The organism is Phyllobacterium sp. LjRoot231, from assembly GCF_964253365.1.
Taxonomy (GTDB): Bacteria; Pseudomonadota; Alphaproteobacteria; order Rhizobiales; family Rhizobiaceae; genus Phyllobacterium.
Window position 1 is genome coordinate 2,993,468 of sequence record NZ_CAXUQT020000001.1, and the last position, 13,899, is coordinate 3,007,366.

At 54.5% G+C, this 13,899-nt stretch carries 20 protein-coding genes; 11 read left to right on the top strand and 9 right to left on the bottom strand.

Annotated elements, in window-relative coordinates; translation table 11 throughout:
• Positions 1–68 precede the first annotated feature (68 nt).
• Complete coding sequence (gene gloA / locus ACSQ3H_RS14760) at positions 69–509, bottom strand: lactoylglutathione lyase (RefSeq protein ID WP_436117736.1); 441 nt, start codon at positions 507–509, stop codon at positions 69–71.
• Positions 510–777: 268 nt separating this feature from the next.
• On the opposite strand from gloA, the gene ACSQ3H_RS14765 reads away from it, so the two are divergent.
• From ACSQ3H_RS14765 to ACSQ3H_RS14795, 7 genes are all read left to right on the top strand, one after another.
• Positions 778–1,359: a cold-shock protein gene (locus tag ACSQ3H_RS14765; RefSeq protein WP_436117737.1), complete on the top strand. Its 582-nt coding sequence runs from the start codon at positions 778–780 to the stop codon at positions 1,357–1,359.
• Positions 1,360–1,369: 10 nt separating this feature from the next.
• Entirely contained in the window at positions 1,370–1,855 is a 486-nt protein-coding gene (locus ACSQ3H_RS14770) for a DUF192 domain-containing protein (RefSeq protein WP_436117738.1), read from the top strand.
• A gap of 11 nt (positions 1,856–1,866) precedes the next feature.
• A complete protein-coding gene (locus tag ACSQ3H_RS14775; protein WP_436117739.1) occupies positions 1,867–2,622 on the top strand; it encodes an alpha/beta fold hydrolase in 756 nt (251 codons plus the stop codon).
• Positions 2,623–2,658: 36 nt separating this feature from the next.
• On the top strand, positions 2,659–2,937 hold the full coding sequence (locus tag ACSQ3H_RS14780) for a type II toxin-antitoxin system RelE/ParE family toxin (protein WP_436117740.1): 279 nt from the start codon (positions 2,659–2,661) through the stop codon (positions 2,935–2,937).
• 14 nt (positions 2,938–2,951) lie between these two features.
• Entirely contained in the window at positions 2,952–3,239 is a 288-nt protein-coding gene (locus tag ACSQ3H_RS14785) for a HigA family addiction module antitoxin (protein ID WP_436117741.1), read from the top strand.
• A 162-nt stretch (positions 3,240–3,401) separates the two neighbouring features.
• Complete coding sequence (cysE, locus tag ACSQ3H_RS14790) at positions 3,402–4,226, top strand: serine O-acetyltransferase (protein WP_436117742.1); 825 nt, start codon at positions 3,402–3,404, stop codon at positions 4,224–4,226.
• Positions 4,227–4,335: 109 nt separating this feature from the next.
• Positions 4,336–4,542, top strand: coding sequence for a DUF3126 family protein (locus ACSQ3H_RS14795; RefSeq protein WP_099999261.1), 207 nt, complete (start codon positions 4,336–4,338; stop codon positions 4,540–4,542).
• Between the two features lie 31 nt (positions 4,543–4,573).
• On the opposite strand, the gene ACSQ3H_RS14800 is transcribed toward ACSQ3H_RS14795, so the two are convergent.
• Positions 4,574–5,299: a hypothetical protein gene (locus ACSQ3H_RS14800; protein WP_436117743.1), complete on the bottom strand. Its 726-nt coding sequence runs from the start codon at positions 5,297–5,299 to the stop codon at positions 4,574–4,576.
• A 135-nt stretch (positions 5,300–5,434) separates the two neighbouring features.
• On the opposite strand from ACSQ3H_RS14800, the gene ACSQ3H_RS14805 reads away from it, so the two are divergent.
• A complete protein-coding gene (locus ACSQ3H_RS14805; protein WP_436117744.1) occupies positions 5,435–5,965 on the top strand; it encodes a gamma carbonic anhydrase family protein in 531 nt (176 codons plus the stop codon).
• Between the two features lie 48 nt (positions 5,966–6,013).
• Here ACSQ3H_RS14805 and ACSQ3H_RS14810 read toward each other — a convergent pair whose 3' ends face one another.
• The 4 genes from ACSQ3H_RS14810 to ACSQ3H_RS14825 form a co-directional block, all read right to left on the bottom strand.
• Positions 6,014–6,610: a transglutaminase-like cysteine peptidase gene (locus tag ACSQ3H_RS14810; protein ID WP_436117745.1), complete on the bottom strand. Its 597-nt coding sequence runs from the start codon at positions 6,608–6,610 to the stop codon at positions 6,014–6,016.
• A gap of 333 nt (positions 6,611–6,943) precedes the next feature.
• Positions 6,944–7,939 (bottom strand): prolyl aminopeptidase, encoded by a 996-nt coding sequence (pip, locus tag ACSQ3H_RS14815; RefSeq protein WP_436117746.1) that lies wholly within the window; start codon positions 7,937–7,939, stop codon positions 6,944–6,946.
• 108 nt (positions 7,940–8,047) lie between these two features.
• Positions 8,048–8,656, bottom strand: a complete 609-nt coding sequence (locus ACSQ3H_RS14820) for a PilZ domain-containing protein (protein ID WP_436117747.1) — start codon at positions 8,654–8,656, stop codon at positions 8,048–8,050.
• A 106-nt stretch (positions 8,657–8,762) separates the two neighbouring features.
• On the bottom strand, positions 8,763–9,395 hold the full coding sequence (locus tag ACSQ3H_RS14825; protein ID WP_436117748.1) for a PAS domain-containing protein: 633 nt from the start codon (positions 9,393–9,395) through the stop codon (positions 8,763–8,765).
• A gap of 309 nt (positions 9,396–9,704) precedes the next feature.
• Between ACSQ3H_RS14825 and ACSQ3H_RS14830 the strand changes: the two genes are divergently transcribed.
• Both ACSQ3H_RS14830 and ACSQ3H_RS14835 read left to right on the top strand, forming a co-directional pair.
• Positions 9,705–10,439, top strand: coding sequence for a rhomboid family intramembrane serine protease (locus tag ACSQ3H_RS14830; protein ID WP_436117749.1), 735 nt, complete (start codon positions 9,705–9,707; stop codon positions 10,437–10,439).
• Between the two features lie 95 nt (positions 10,440–10,534).
• Positions 10,535–10,966, top strand: coding sequence for a CBS domain-containing protein (locus ACSQ3H_RS14835; protein WP_436117750.1), 432 nt, complete (start codon positions 10,535–10,537; stop codon positions 10,964–10,966).
• A gap of 6 nt (positions 10,967–10,972) precedes the next feature.
• Here ACSQ3H_RS14835 and ACSQ3H_RS14840 read toward each other — a convergent pair whose 3' ends face one another.
• From ACSQ3H_RS14840 to folE, 3 genes are all read right to left on the bottom strand, one after another.
• Positions 10,973–11,941, bottom strand: a complete 969-nt coding sequence (locus tag ACSQ3H_RS14840; RefSeq protein ID WP_436117751.1) for a patatin family protein — start codon at positions 11,939–11,941, stop codon at positions 10,973–10,975.
• Between the two features lie 180 nt (positions 11,942–12,121).
• On the bottom strand, positions 12,122–12,544 hold the full coding sequence (hisI, locus tag ACSQ3H_RS14845) for a phosphoribosyl-AMP cyclohydrolase (protein WP_436117752.1): 423 nt from the start codon (positions 12,542–12,544) through the stop codon (positions 12,122–12,124).
• Between the two features lie 18 nt (positions 12,545–12,562).
• A complete protein-coding gene (folE, locus tag ACSQ3H_RS14850) occupies positions 12,563–13,189 on the bottom strand; it encodes a GTP cyclohydrolase I FolE (RefSeq protein ID WP_436117753.1) in 627 nt (208 codons plus the stop codon).
• 261 nt (positions 13,190–13,450) lie between these two features.
• Between folE and ACSQ3H_RS14855 the strand changes: the two genes are divergently transcribed.
• On the top strand, positions 13,451–13,897 hold the full coding sequence (locus ACSQ3H_RS14855) for an iron-sulfur cluster assembly scaffold protein (RefSeq protein WP_436117754.1): 447 nt from the start codon (positions 13,451–13,453) through the stop codon (positions 13,895–13,897).
• Positions 13,898–13,899 lie beyond the last annotated feature (2 nt).

Here is a 13,899-nt window from a genome sequence, read left to right on the forward strand (position 1 = left end):
CGCGTACCCGAGCGCCGCAGAGCGGTGCACAAGTACGCGCAGAAGTTGCAGTCCGCGAACTGAACTTTTTACCAGGTGCCGGTGTTCGGCATCGACAGCCAGGGTTCCTGCGGCGGTAGCGCAGGGCCCTTCTGGATAAGCTCAATCGAGATACCATCGGGTGAGCGGATGAAGGCCATGTTGCCATCGCGCGGCGGCCGGTTGATGACGACGCCCTTGTCTGCCAGGTCCTGGCATGTTTCGTATATATTATCGACGACATAGGCGAGATGGCCAAAATTGCGACCGCCGGTATATTCCTCCGAGTCCCAATTGTAGGTCAATTCGAGCTCGGGAGCCCGCTCTGCAGCCGATCTGGCCTTGTCTTCCGACGCCGCGAGAAAGATCAGCGTATAGCGTCCTTTCTCGTTTTCGGTGCGGCGAACCTCTTCCAGACCGAATTTGTTGCAATAGAAATCCAGTGACTTATCGATGTCACGGATACGGACCATTGTGTGAAGATAGCGCATCTTTTGCCTTTGATTTCTTTCATGGGGTTTGAAAGTCGACGGCAACCGGCAATGCTGCCCAGTTTGAACGCCGTCGGACTTTCGTAACACTTCCTGTTTAGCTCCACAAACTTGTGATGTAGGCGCGGGCACGTCGCTGAGGATAAACACGCGTTTTACGTGTAGTTTTCAACAAAACATGCAGATCATACTTGCTCTTCGGTGTTGGACAGGTGTTATTCTTCAAGCAGAGAATCAGTACCTCGCAGGAGAGGAGGGGCTTCGCTTCATGTCTGACAGACCAGTATCAGCCCAGCGTTCCCCCGACGATGAAGGTATAAGCGATAGTTTGGACCTTATCGAGGTTTCGGGTGCGATAAAATGGTTTGATGTGGCCAAGGGATACGGTTTCATCGTTCCCGACAATTCTGATCTGCCCGACATTCTTCTTCATGTTACCTGCCTGCGCCGGGACGGTTTCCAAACCGCGTTGGAAGGCGCCCGCGTCGTTTGCGAAGTGAAGCAGGGCGAACGCGGCATGCAGTGCTTCCGTGTCAAATCCATGGATAATGCGTCGGCGGTTCACCCGACTGAAATGCCGCCTGTTCGCACGCATGTGACAGTAACTCCTTCAAGCGGGCTGGAGCGTGTCCTGGTCAAGTGGTTCAACCGCACCAAGGGTTTCGGCTTCCTTACGCGCGGCGAGGGGACCGAGGATATTTTCATCCATATGGAAACGCTTCGGCACTTCGGCCTGACCGAATTGCGTCCGGGCCAGGTTGTATTGATCCGCTTTGGCCATGGCGAAAAGGGTCTGATGGCCTCTGAAATTCATCCCGACATCGGCACGCAACTGCCTGCCTCGCACTGAAGCTCCATCGATGGATCGCCTGAAATCAGTTCTCGCCGTCGTTGCCTTTCTGCTGTTTTCAGCGCTCCCGGCTCTGGCGCTCGATCAGGCGCCGATGCACCTTCCTATCGACTACACGCCGCTGACGGTCAACAGCGCCAAAGGCGACATTCCGTTCCAGGTGGAAATTGCCGATACGGATGAGGAGCGCGAGCGCGGCCTGATGTTCCGCACCGATCTCAAGGACAACAGCGCCATGCTGTTTGTTTTCGACGACACCCGCCTTGTCACCATGTGGATGGAAAATACGCCCTCCGCGCTCGACATGCTCTTCCTAGACGACATTGGCCGTATTTTCGCCATTCGTGAAAATGCGGTGCCGTTTTCCCGTTCGATCATTTCGTCGGGCGGTCCGGTGCGTTTCGTTGTCGAGGTCAAAGCCGGAACCGCGAAGCGTCTCGGCTTGACAATCGGCGACAAGGTGCGGCATCCCGCTATCGAGGCGGTTGCGCACTAACGGATCCAACAATGAAGTTTTTCGACAATGACGGACTGAAGCTCGCATATCTGGATGAGGGCGAGGGCGAACCCGTCCTGCTCATCCATGGCTTTGCCTCGTCCTCCTTCTACAATTGGGTTCAACCTGGCTGGATACCGACACTGACGGTTGCAGGGTACCGGGCCATCGCCATCGACAATCGCGGGCATGGCCAATCCGACAAACCGCACGACAAATCGGTCTACACACCGACGCTCATGGCGGGCGACGCCGCCGCACTGCTCGATCACCTCGGCATCACGACAGCGCATGTCATGGGTTATTCGATGGGCGCCCGCATCAGCGCATTTCTAGCGTTGGAACATCCCAATCGCGTGCACGATCTGGTGTTTGGCGGTCTTGGCATCGGCATGGTCGAAGGCGCAGGCGATTGGTCTCCGATCGCCGAAGCCCTCATGTCCGACGATCCGGAGGCGATTACGCACCCGCGTGGAAAAATGTTCCGCATGTTTGCCGACAAGACCAAAAGCGACAAGATCGCGCTGGCGGCCTGCGTGATTACCTCCAAGGAAGAGATCAGCGCGGAAAACATGGCGCGGATAACCCAGCCAACGCTTGTCGCTGTCGGCAGCAAGGACGATATTGGCGGAAACCCGCAAGACCTCGCGGCGCTGATGCCGCGCGGTGAGGCGATCGATATTCCGGGCCGCGATCATATGCTCGCGGTCGGCGACAAGGTATTCAAACAGGCCGTTCTGGATTTCCTGAAACGCCACCCGATTTAAGATTGCATCGTGTAGCGATACGCGATACATTCACTGATGATCATCGGATTCCGCCATAAGGGACTTGAAATCTTCTATCGGTCAAGGTCTACGCGTGGCATTCAGGTGGCACATGCTTCCAAACTTGCCCGTATTTTGACAGCCATCGATGCTGCCGCAGGATCCGATGATTTGAATCTGCCATCGTTCAAGCTGCATCCGTTGAAAGGTGCACTTAAGGGACATTGGTCGATATGGGTAAGCGGCAATTGGCGCGTGACGTTTCGATTTGTAGGTGCTGACGTCGAGATGGTCGACTATCTCGACTACCACTGAAGGGAGTTGCAACAATGATGAAATCCCCGCCGCATCCAGGCGAACTTTTGCGTGAAGACGTGCTTGCGCCGCTCGGACTTCAGGTAACAGAGGCAGCGGAGCGGCTCAGCATGTCGCGCGTCGCTCTATCGCGGGTGCTCAACGGCCGCGCAGCAATCAGTCCCGACCTTGCCATCCGTTTGGAACGGGCAGGTGTCAGCACGGCGCGATTCTGGATTACCCTGCAGGCAAATTACGATCTGGCGCAGGCGATGGAACATGAGCAACCGCCCGTTCGTTCCTTGCAGGACAATGCCGTTTGAGCTATGGCAGTGCTGGATGACGGTGCTGACATTCAGGCAAATCAATCACAACTTCAAAATTTCTCGTCCTGCTGGCACTGGAAATTGAAGTGTCAAGGAATTATTTTTGCCGTATGTTGCATGTTACAGCAGTAATATTGGCCAAATGCCTGGAGTGAGGAAATGTCCGCAAGCAGTCAGATAAAGATGACCGGATCAGTCCAGCAGATGGACCCGATCTGGCATGCCATTCGTGCGGAAGCCGAAGAAGCTGTTCGTCACGAACCGCTCTTGGCAACCTTCCTCTATACGACAATCCTCAACCACCAGTCGCTCGAACAGGCCGTGATCCATCGCATTTCGCAACGTCTGGACCACCCCGATGTTGAGTCGGAATTGCTGCGTCAGACATTCACGACGATGTTTGAGGCAACGCCGTCATGGTCGCAAGTCCTGCGCGTCGATATCCAGGCCGTTTATGATCGCGATCCGGCCTGCGATCGATTCATCGAGCCGGTGCTTTATTTCAAGGGCTTCCAGGCAATCCAGACCCATCGGCTTGCCCACTGGCTCTGGAGAGAGGGCCGCAGAGACTTTGCACAATATCTGCAAAGCCGCTCATCCTCGGTCTTCCAGACCGATATCAACCCGCAGGTTCCCATCGGTCAGGGCGTGTTCTTCGATCACGCCACAGGTATCGTCGTCGGTCAGACAGCGCTCATCGAGGACAATGTCTCTATCTTGCAGGGCGTTACGCTCGGGGGCACCGGGAAGGAAGCCGGTGATCGCCATCCGAAGATCCGGCATGGCGTTCTGATAGGCGCTGGCGCCAAGATTCTCGGCAATATCGAGATTGGTCATTGCTCGAAAGTCGCTGCTGGCTCCGTCGTGCTAAAACCTGTTCCGCACAATGTGACGGTTGCTGGTGTTCCGGCACGTATTGTAGGCGAAACCGGTTGCGCAGAGCCCTCCCGCGCTATGGATCAGCTCGTCACAAATTTCGATTGAACCGAGGCTTCGCGGCTCTCCACGTAGAAGCGCAATTGCAATCAACCCTTTACAGGGGTGACTTCTGCATGCCAAAAGCGCCTGAAATTCATACGACAGGAGACTTCCCGTGAAACCCGAAGAACTGAAAAAACTCGACAGCTATTTCAAGCGGACCTTCAGAAATACGGAACTCACTGTAAAGGCTCGTCCACGCAAGGATGACTCGGCGGAACTCTATCTTGGCGATGAATTTCTCGGTCTGATCTACAAAGATGAGGACGAAGGCGAACTCTCCTATAATTTCTCGATGGCAATCCTCGAGATGGATCTCTGAGTCTCTTGATTGAGTGGCGCCGTTACAGGCGTCACTTCGGCCCTTTGAGATGGGCTTCGGCAAATGTCCGAATTTGCTGATCCAACTTTTGCCAATCTTCCAGTATTTCCCTTGGAAAACGGTAGGTTAGCTGCAAATCCTCACCAAGAAATATGTCCCGCTGGCACGATGCAAGGTTGGCTTTCGAGGTTTCTTCGTCAAGACAGCGTGCAACGAATGGTACGTGTCCAGCCTGTTCCGGTGAAACCATCAGCTCCTCATTGACGAAGCCGCTGTCGGCCCGAAACTTCTGTATTGTCAATCCAGCGGGACCGTTGGAACCGGGACCCTCGGTCAGCGTGCTATAAATCGGACCGTATCGCCCTGACATATCCTCGGACATGGCTCGCGGTTCAAAAGTCAGAAACAGAAGCCGTTTTTCCGGTCCGGAACCATTGAAATCCGACAGGAACGCAGACTGGTAACCCAGCATGTCCGGCCAATGCAGGTAGAGATCGACGCGCTCGGCAACGCCGTTGCGGCGCTGCTTGTCGAAACGGATCATATTTGCCGGCAATTCCAGCACATTGTTGCCAACGACGATTTCCTGGGGTGTCGCGTCTTCCGTATGACCGCCAAGCGAGATCGTGTGGCCGAGATAATGTCCGGCGATGGTCAAACACAGCGATAACAGCGCAAGCGTTGCAATGGAATAAAAGACGCGTCGCAGGAGCACGCTGCCAGCAATCGGCTCTATTCTCTGTGCTCGAGACTGCATGACCTTCCAGACCAAGTGCGAACTGCATTCAATCTAACGCAACAAGTGCTGATTTATGGTTAATCGAAAGTGAAGGTGGCCTCGCCAAGCCTCCCGCCCTTCGCTAAGCTTGTCGAGCGAATCCAAGGAGCAGCCATGCCGATTTTCATACTTGACGGGCATTCACCGGAATTTGAGCACCGAGCGTCCAATTGGATAGCGCCGGACGCTACGCTTGTTGGCAAAGTATTCCTGGGTGAGAACGCTAACATCTGGTTTGGAGTGGTGGCCCGCGGCGACAACGAGTGGATCCGCATCGGTCGCAACACCAATGTCCAGGAACATACCGTGATGCATACGGATATGGGCTACCCGCTCGACGTGGGCGAGGGCTGCACGATAGGGCATCGCGCCATGCTCCATGGCTGCACCATCGGCGACAATTCGCTGATCGGTATGGGCGCCATTGTACTGAATGGAGCAAAGATTGGGAAAAATTCGTTTGTCGGTGCAGGGGCGCTCGTGACGGAGCGCAAGGAGTTTCCAGACAACTCACTGATCGTAGGTTCGCCCGCGAGAGTCATGCGGACTTTGGACGAGGCGGCCATCGAGAGCCTCAGGGTTTCAGCCGCACATTATGTCGAGAACGGCCGGCGCTTCATGCGGGGCATGGAAATCGATGGATAGCAAAAAGCCGGCCTCGATCCGGCCGGCTTTGAACGTCGCGTGTGGCGCTTATTTGATGCTGCCGACCAGAAGCTGGCGGTCGTCATTGATGGAAACCCATGCTCCGGTATTATTCGTGGCCTGACGCTTCAAATAGTCGTAGTTAGTTTCGTTCCACGGCTTTATACGCGCTTCAAGGTTGTCGAGAACGTAGTCGCCGCGATCCGTGCGGACGGTGAGAACTGCATGACCTTCGCCATTCATCTGGCGAACGACGGTGATCAGGAGATCGCTGACCGGCACGCCGCTCTGGTTCAGCAGCTTGCGCTTCAGAAGGACATAGTCTTCGCAATCGCCGACAGTCGTCGGATAAGACCAGACTTCTGCCTTGCCCCAGATATCCATATCTGTCGCGGGTTGGATCTGCGTGTTCACCTGGCTGTTGATCTGAACCATGAGATTCCAGATCTTCGGCGTTAAAGCAGCAGGGCTGTCATCGCTGCTCTTTATATTGCATTCGCTTCTGTAGGACTGGCAAAATTCATAATGTCCGATCGGCTGAGAGGTGCGCCCGCCTGTCTTCATGAATGCCGTGCTCGAATCGGCTTGTGCGGTCATGCTCATCAAAAAGAACGCCGCTCCAAGCAAGATTGTGTTTCTTATCATTCCCGTCGTCTCCCCGGTTGAGGCGACAATGACAGAGAGAGTTTGATCGAGCGGAAATGTCGATGAGTAAATGTGAATCAAGTTAGTAGCAAAAAATAAACTAATTAGACTATAACTAAGTATTAATATATATTACTATTTTATTTAAATGCTATATATATTGTATTTAATGAAGTTTAACACGATTAAGCATTCATTTATCCGAATATTAATTGCTTTATGATGGTTTAATGCCTGATTGCGGATGGGCGATACCTTGCCGGAATTTGGCGGCAATTCCGTCAAAAAAATATCCGGGATATGAAGCGCCAAGGTAAAAACCAATGAAACGGGCTAGAATTGACCTGATGCGTCCGCACTAGGCCGCCGGATTATGCTGGAAAAATGGTCAGTTGCAGCAATGATCGCCTCGCTCATGCCGGGATCGGCGGGCGAATGACTGGCATTATCTACTATGACAAGCTTGCCGTCCGTCCAAGTTTGAGAGAGTTCCCATGCTGTGACAAGTGGCGCTTCAAGATCGAGACGGCCTTGCACCATGACCCCCGGAATCCCGTTGAGCGTATGAGCCTGTCTCAAGAGGATCCCTTCTTCCAGCCATCCATTATGGTGGAAATAATGCGTCACAATGCGGGCTCGCGCCATCCGATAAGAGGGTTCAGACCATTTCGCTGATGGCTTGCTATTCGGGTCGATAGAGATCGATGCCGCTTCCCAGTCGTGCCAGTTCTTTGCGGCCTTGGCGCGTATTGCCGGATCTGGATTTCTGAGAAGTTGATAATAGGCAGCGACAAGATCACTATCCCGTTGCTCCTCAGGCACGCCATTGCGGAAGCAGGCCCATTGCTCGGGGAAAAGTGGCGCCAGGCCACGGTATAACCAGTCGATCTCGCAGCGGCGGGTCGTGGTAACACCCACGGCGACGAGGGCAGCCACCCGGCGACGGTTCTGTATGGCATAGGCAAGGCCCAATGTGCATCCCCAGGAAACACCGAACACGAGCCATCGATCAACGCCGAGATGCTGGCGCAGAAGTTCGAGGTCGTGCAACAAGTGACCGGTTGTATTGACCGAGAGATCAGTGGCCGGATCACTGGCATGCGGTAAACTTTGTCCGCAACCGCGCTGGTCGAAGGCGATTATCCTGTAGGCAGCAGGATCAAAATAGCGCGATAGCCGGGCAGAATGTCCGGAGCCGGGTCCGCCGTGAAGGATAACGGCGGGCGCCCCGTCCGGATTGCCTGACACCGCCCAATAAATGCGGTTGCCATCGCCGACATCGAGCATGCCGGTTTCGTAGGGTTCGATTTCTGGATAAAGATTTGGCATGTCAGGACCGAATTGAATGCAGCCTATTTTGGCATCGCAAAGAAACACGGTCATCCGCGATCTGTGTGAACGCCGTATGACATCAAAATTGCTACGATAAGGAAGGGCTCAGCCTTCGAAGGCGATATCGATTGCCTCGCGGCTTTGCACGGTCGCGAACTCGATTGCGATGCCTTCCTCGAAATGGCGCACGACGCGTCCGCGCATAGAGCCAAGAATGACCTGGCTGTTCAGGGCAGGGCGCATGCGCAATTCAACGGCCGCACCTGATATGGAAAGGTCGAGGATGCGGCAAGGATATTGCCGTCCGTCGGCCATCGATAGCGTCGTGATGGGATTGCGCGGTGCGATACGCTGGTGACGCCGGTCTTCAGGCATGTCCAGTTCATGTTTATTGGCGAGCCACGTCAGTTGCGCGGCAATCTTGTTCTTCTTGCGATCGGACGCGGTCAGCGCAAGCAGAAACCCGCCATTGACCATCCGTTCGACCGTGCCTTCGACGCGGCCGATATGGTCAATATAGGCGATGACCCGCTCGCCATTGTTAGCCATTACATCGGTGGTGATAATGACATCGCCCGGCGACATTTCATCGATTTGACAGACGTGCTCGGTACGATCCTCCAGCATGAAGCGACCATACAGTTGCACCTTCACGCTATAGTATTTGCCCGCGGCGGCAAGATTGGGGCTCGAAACGTCACGGTATAATTGCATGAAGGCTGTCCAGATATTGGAATCGACAGAGTCTGATGACGATAGATTACGTCACAAGTCTTAATGCGAAGGTAACGGCAACCTGCGGTTGTCATAAATTGCTAACCTAATCGATGATTTTTCCGCCATCGAACACACGCAGATGCCTGACCTTACGGCTGATGATCGTCCGTGTCGCGGGCAGGGCCATAGATCCCGTCTTTTCTGGAGCCGTGACAACAGAGTCACCGAGTTGACTGCGTGCCGGGTGACGCGGATCGATAATCGAAATCGACTGGATGCGGCTTTCAACGATAGCATCCGATTCGAGCCAGAAGGGCCTGCCAAGGGAGATGATCATTCCCATGAGATGCAGTTCATTGGCCTCGCTGGCGAGCGGCAAAAGAATCAATTCGAACAGGGCTTTACGGCCACGGGTACTCTTGCCTTCGTAATTCATCTGAACGACTGACTTGTTCGTCATGCTGTTCTTGATGAGGCGGGCGATATTGCTCTTGTCCTTTGTCTGCCAGAGCGAGGCAAAGGACATGTTTCTCAGCTCTTTGCCATAGATCGAGCATATACGCGTTCCGGCCAGCCGGAATCGCGGCTCGCCCGGCCCGATGGCCTGGACGATAAAGGTATCGGCGAGATATTTCCTGATCGAAGCCGGTGCTATCTCTCGGCGTTCCGGTGCGGCACGGGTGCCCCGCAGCCGGTTCCAATAAGCAAAAAGCTCACTTGTTCCATCATGCCGCATGGGTTCATCTGCTTTCGGAGGTCAACGCGATTCTTCGTGTCCTGGAGACTCTGTCACCGACAATCTGCCGGCGCTACCAAAGATGGCGTAGTCTCCACCGCAGCACCCGATTAAGGTTAACAAGTGGTTTCGATTGAGCCGCCTACTGCATTGTGAGATAGTGCTTTCACTAGAGTTTGCATGATCAACTATCCTGAAATTCGAGGCCGCTCAGACCCACTGAGCGGTCTTTTTTCTGTTCATGGGGCTTTGCACCCGAGACCCGAACCAGATAGCGTTCCGTCACCAGCAAAAAGGTCATGAACAAGAATGAGCGATCCAGCGCATACCCGGAACCGGTCCACAAAGGGCGAGCCGATCTTCAATATTCCGGGTGTGATACTGGCCATCATGGCCATATGCGGTATTGTCTTCGTTCTGGAAACCTATGTCCTGAGCGATGAGCAAAACAGCGAATTTCTCTGGAATTTTGCTTTCATTCCAGCCCGTTTTTCAGGATATGGCGGATTCACTTCACCGGCCGCCTGGCTGACAACCGTGACCTATTCGCTGATGCATGGGAGCATCGCCCACATCGCGCTCAATATGATCTGGCTGGCGGCTTTTGGTTCACCCTTGGCAGCACGAGTCGGCCCGCTGCGCATGACGCTGTTCTGGATTGTAACCTCGATCGCCGCGGTGATGACGCATTTTGCAGTCTATCCGGACAGCGTCGTGCCGTTGGTAGGTGCATCCGGGGCCATTTCCGGCATGATGGGCGCTGCGGCGCGCTTCGGTTTCCGCCGCTCTACCTTGCGCAATTCTGCTGCCTTTGTCGGCAATATCCTGCCGATCGGCGTGGCGCTGCGCATGCGAACCGTCCTGACCTTCCTCGGTGTGTGGTTTATCACCAATATTCTCACCGGAATGCTCTCTGTCGGCGTCGATAGTTCTGCGACTATTGCCTGGGAAGCGCATATTGGCGGCTTCTTTATCGGCTTTTTTGGTATTTCCCTGTTCGACCGGCCCGACAACAGTCGAATAGATCCCGAACTGATGCTATAATTGCAAAACGGTTGCAATAGGCCGCACTTACGCGCACCATAACTAGACCATCGGATGTATTGGGGGTCGATGGCCAATGTGCAAGGAGGATGTACATGACTGTCAGATTGATTCTCGAACGAAAAGGTTATGACGTATTCAGCACGTCACCGGAAACGACGCTCGGCGATGCAATAGTCCTGTTGGCGAAGCACAAGATCGGTGCGATCGTCGTTTGCGATCAAAAGCAAGCTGTCAAAGGTATTTTATCCGAACGTGATGTTGTCAGGGCGCTCGCCGCCGATGGCGCCGATGCATTGTGGAGGCCGATTTCAGAAACCATGACCATGAAGGTCAAGGTTTGCAGCGAGAACCACACGATCAATCAAGTCATGGAAATCATGACGCAAGGCCGGTTCCGCCATCTACCTGTTGAAAAAGATGGGCGTTTACACGGCATCGTTTCGATCGGCGACGTCGTCAAACTTCGCATCGAGGAAGTGGAGCGCGAGTCGGAGGATATTCGCAGCTACATCGCCACGGCCTGAAGGAGGTCAAAAAACGAGTTTTTGCATGCGCTCCAATTCGGCGACGCGAGCCATGGTTTCTTCATAGCCGAGTTTGATCGCCTCGTCGGCCCGGTGAAACTCGGCTAATCCGACATGGCCTATCTTGGGCATCAACATGATATCAGGCGGGTCGCCAGCCATGCGTGCACGTGAAATGCGGTCCTGGATTATGTTGAACGATTCCATCATGACGCCGGTAATACCGAGCCGCTTGGAATAGGACGGTTGCGCGCGTAGGGCTTCGCCGTCGGCCACGCCGGGGTTCGGAGCTTCTGCTGCATGCTTGATGACAGCGGCGCGTCCAAACTGGTCATAATGCAGGTTGACGGCGACAACCAGCGGCTGCTCGTAGGACCGGCAGACCGCGACGGGAACCGGATTGACCAGCGCACCGTCGACGAGCGTTCTACCGTTGCATTCGACTGGTTCAAACACGCCAGGCAGGGCATAGGAAGCTCGCATCGCGGTGATCAGGCTGCCTCGTGTCAACCAGATTTCATGACCCGTGTTGATCTCGGTGCACACGGCAATGAAGCGCTTTGGCAGGTCTTCAATAGCCAGTTCTTCCAGGTGTTCGCGCAAACGGCGGTCAAGCTTCATGCCGCCAAACAGGCCATTGCCGCGAAAGCGCAGATCAAGCAGGCTGAAGATGCCGCGCTTGGTGAGGCTGCGGGCGAAATCCTCAAGCTGATCGAGCTTGCCGCTCAGATAGCAACCGCCGACAAGGGCGCCGATCGATGTTCCGGCAATCATGGAAATTTCGATGCCAGCCTCATCAAGGGCGCGCAAAACGCCGATGTGCGCCCAGCCGCGGGCAGCGCCCCCACCAAGTGCGAGCGCAATCGGTGTCTTACTGTCGCGAGGCTGTTCCGGTGTGATTGCTGGCACGTCCGGACTGTTATCGATACCGATCGGTTCTACCGCGCGCATCCGGCGCGATGCCCATTCGAGCATGGCACTTACTCCTGAAACACTGCTCTTCCATTATTCCTTTGTATTGGTATCCAAAGGATGAATATTGCGGAATTGTGACCCCTTAGCCAACCAAGGAAATAGGATTACAGAAGACGATGATGGCGGTTGCGAGGCATAGAGGCTTTCCCGACCATTATTGGCCATATGGCTAGGTGGCCTCTACTTTGTCTCTAACTGCATTACCAATGATGATGTTCCATTCGTCGTGATGATCTGACGATAAAAGCATGAGCGGCGGCCGGTATGGCAGGTCAGGCCGTCACCGGCGACAGACACTTTTAGCCACAGCGCATCCTGATCGCAGTCGGTGCGCATTTCGACGACCGTTTGCAGATTTCCCGATGTTTCGCCCTTTTTCCAGAGGGATTTGCGCGAGCGCGACCAGTAATGCGCGATCCCGGTTTCCAGCGTCAGTTTTAGCGCCTCACCATTCATGTGAGCGACCATCAGCAATTGGCCGTCCCTGGCATCTGTAACGACCGTGGTTATCAGTCCAGATGCGTCGAAGCGCGGTGCAAACACCGCGCCTTCTTCGTTGTCATGTTTGTCGCTTAGGGAAGCGGAGAACAAATCGTTGGGCATCAATACCAATTCTGGAAACTACCGGCCCCTGACAAGTGTCATGAACCGTACCTGCTCGTTGATTTCAATCTTGAATGAACCAGTGAAGGTCGTCGTAGTAGTGGTCGAACCGGATTTACGAATGCCGCGCATGGCCATGCACATGTGTTCCGCCTCGATCATGACCGCGACACCGCGCGGGCGTAACGACTTCTGGATTGCATTGGCAATCTGCGCCGTCATGCTTTCCTGTGTCTGCAGGCGATGCGCGAACATGTCGACAACGCGGGCAATTTTTGACAGGCCAACGACTTTCTCGCCATCGGGCAGGTAGGCCACATGCGCCTTGCCGATGATCGGCACCATATGATGTTCGCAGTGCGAGAAGAACGGAATGTCCTGAATGAGGATCATGTCCTCATATCCTGCGACTTCCTCGAAGGTACGGCCAAGCACGTCTGCCGGGTCCTGCGCATAGCCGGAGAACAGTTCCTTGTAGGTATTTGCCACCCGTTGTGGCGTATCCAGCAGACCCTCGCGGTCCGGATTATCACCAGCCCAAAGCAGCAAAGTGCGGACAGCTGCTTCAGCTTCTTCTTGGGTGGGACGTCGAGTGTTATCCTGCTTGGCGGCTGCCGATTGCAGGACTTTGATTATAGCATCCATCGCGATCTCCCGTAGCCGCCCTCAAAGGAGCGACGAGTTAAACGGCAATACACGATAGTCGCTCCATCGGAACGGACGGTGTATTGAATGTGGAACGGCCATTTGAAACCGTCCAGCGAACAACCACATAAATCAAGCCTTACAGCTTTGTGCTTGTCCTCTCGCATACTATATAGAGAATGAAATCGGGATTCATAGGGTTAAAGCGATGCACAATGACGCGTTTGCGATGAACACTGTGTCGAAAAACGGGCATTCATCATGATCAATGACGTTTACAATACGCGTATTCTGGAGTTTGCCGGGAATATCCAGCGGCTCGGCCGCCTCGAACATCCGGACGCGTCAGCCACGGCTCACTCGAAACTCTGTGGCTCGACCGTTACCGTCGACCTGAAGGTAGAGGACGGCATCGTTTCAGATTTTGCCCATGATGTGAAAGCCTGCGCTTTGGGCCAAGCATCGTCATCCATCATGGCACGGCATGTCGTTGGCGCGACGGCACAGGAATTGCGGGACGTACGGGACAAAATGTTCAAGATGTTGAAAGAAAACGGCACGCCGCCGGAAGGCAGGTTTGAAGATCTCAAATTTCTCGAACCCGTGCGTGACTACAAGGCGCGCCACAATTCCACGATGCTGACCTTTGATGCAGTGGTCGACTGCCTTGACCAGATCGAAAAGAAAAACGCCGAAGCCGCGGCCTGAGA

Coding starts and splice junctions, on each gene's coding strand:
- gloA (WP_436117736.1), bottom strand. CDS start 509: ATGCGCTATCTTCACACAATGGTCCGTATCCGTGACATCGATAAGTCA.
- ACSQ3H_RS14765 (WP_436117737.1), top strand. CDS start 778: ATGTCTGACAGACCAGTATCAGCCCAGCGTTCCCCCGACGATGAAGGT.
- ACSQ3H_RS14770 (WP_436117738.1), top strand. CDS start 1,370: ATGGATCGCCTGAAATCAGTTCTCGCCGTCGTTGCCTTTCTGCTGTTT.
- ACSQ3H_RS14775 (WP_436117739.1), top strand. CDS start 1,867: ATGAAGTTTTTCGACAATGACGGACTGAAGCTCGCATATCTGGATGAG.
- ACSQ3H_RS14780 (WP_436117740.1), top strand. CDS start 2,659: ATGATCATCGGATTCCGCCATAAGGGACTTGAAATCTTCTATCGGTCA.
- ACSQ3H_RS14785 (WP_436117741.1), top strand. CDS start 2,952: ATGATGAAATCCCCGCCGCATCCAGGCGAACTTTTGCGTGAAGACGTG.
- cysE (WP_436117742.1), top strand. CDS start 3,402: ATGTCCGCAAGCAGTCAGATAAAGATGACCGGATCAGTCCAGCAGATG.
- ACSQ3H_RS14800 (WP_436117743.1), bottom strand. CDS start 5,299: ATGCAGTCTCGAGCACAGAGAATAGAGCCGATTGCTGGCAGCGTGCTC.
- ACSQ3H_RS14805 (WP_436117744.1), top strand. CDS start 5,435: ATGCCGATTTTCATACTTGACGGGCATTCACCGGAATTTGAGCACCGA.
- ACSQ3H_RS14810 (WP_436117745.1), bottom strand. CDS start 6,610: ATGATAAGAAACACAATCTTGCTTGGAGCGGCGTTCTTTTTGATGAGC.
- pip (WP_436117746.1), bottom strand. CDS start 7,939: ATGCCAAATCTTTATCCAGAAATCGAACCCTACGAAACCGGCATGCTC.
- ACSQ3H_RS14820 (WP_436117747.1), bottom strand. CDS start 8,656: ATGCAATTATACCGTGACGTTTCGAGCCCCAATCTTGCCGCCGCGGGC.
- ACSQ3H_RS14825 (WP_436117748.1), bottom strand. CDS start 9,395: ATGCGGCATGATGGAACAAGTGAGCTTTTTGCTTATTGGAACCGGCTG.
- ACSQ3H_RS14830 (WP_436117749.1), top strand. CDS start 9,705: ATGAGCGATCCAGCGCATACCCGGAACCGGTCCACAAAGGGCGAGCCG.
- ACSQ3H_RS14835 (WP_436117750.1), top strand. CDS start 10,535: ATGACTGTCAGATTGATTCTCGAACGAAAAGGTTATGACGTATTCAGC.
- ACSQ3H_RS14840 (WP_436117751.1), bottom strand. CDS start 11,941: ATGCTCGAATGGGCATCGCGCCGGATGCGCGCGGTAGAACCGATCGGT.
- hisI (WP_436117752.1), bottom strand. CDS start 12,544: ATGCCCAACGATTTGTTCTCCGCTTCCCTAAGCGACAAACATGACAAC.
- folE (WP_436117753.1), bottom strand. CDS start 13,189: ATGGATGCTATAATCAAAGTCCTGCAATCGGCAGCCGCCAAGCAGGAT.
- ACSQ3H_RS14855 (WP_436117754.1), top strand. CDS start 13,451: ATGATCAATGACGTTTACAATACGCGTATTCTGGAGTTTGCCGGGAAT.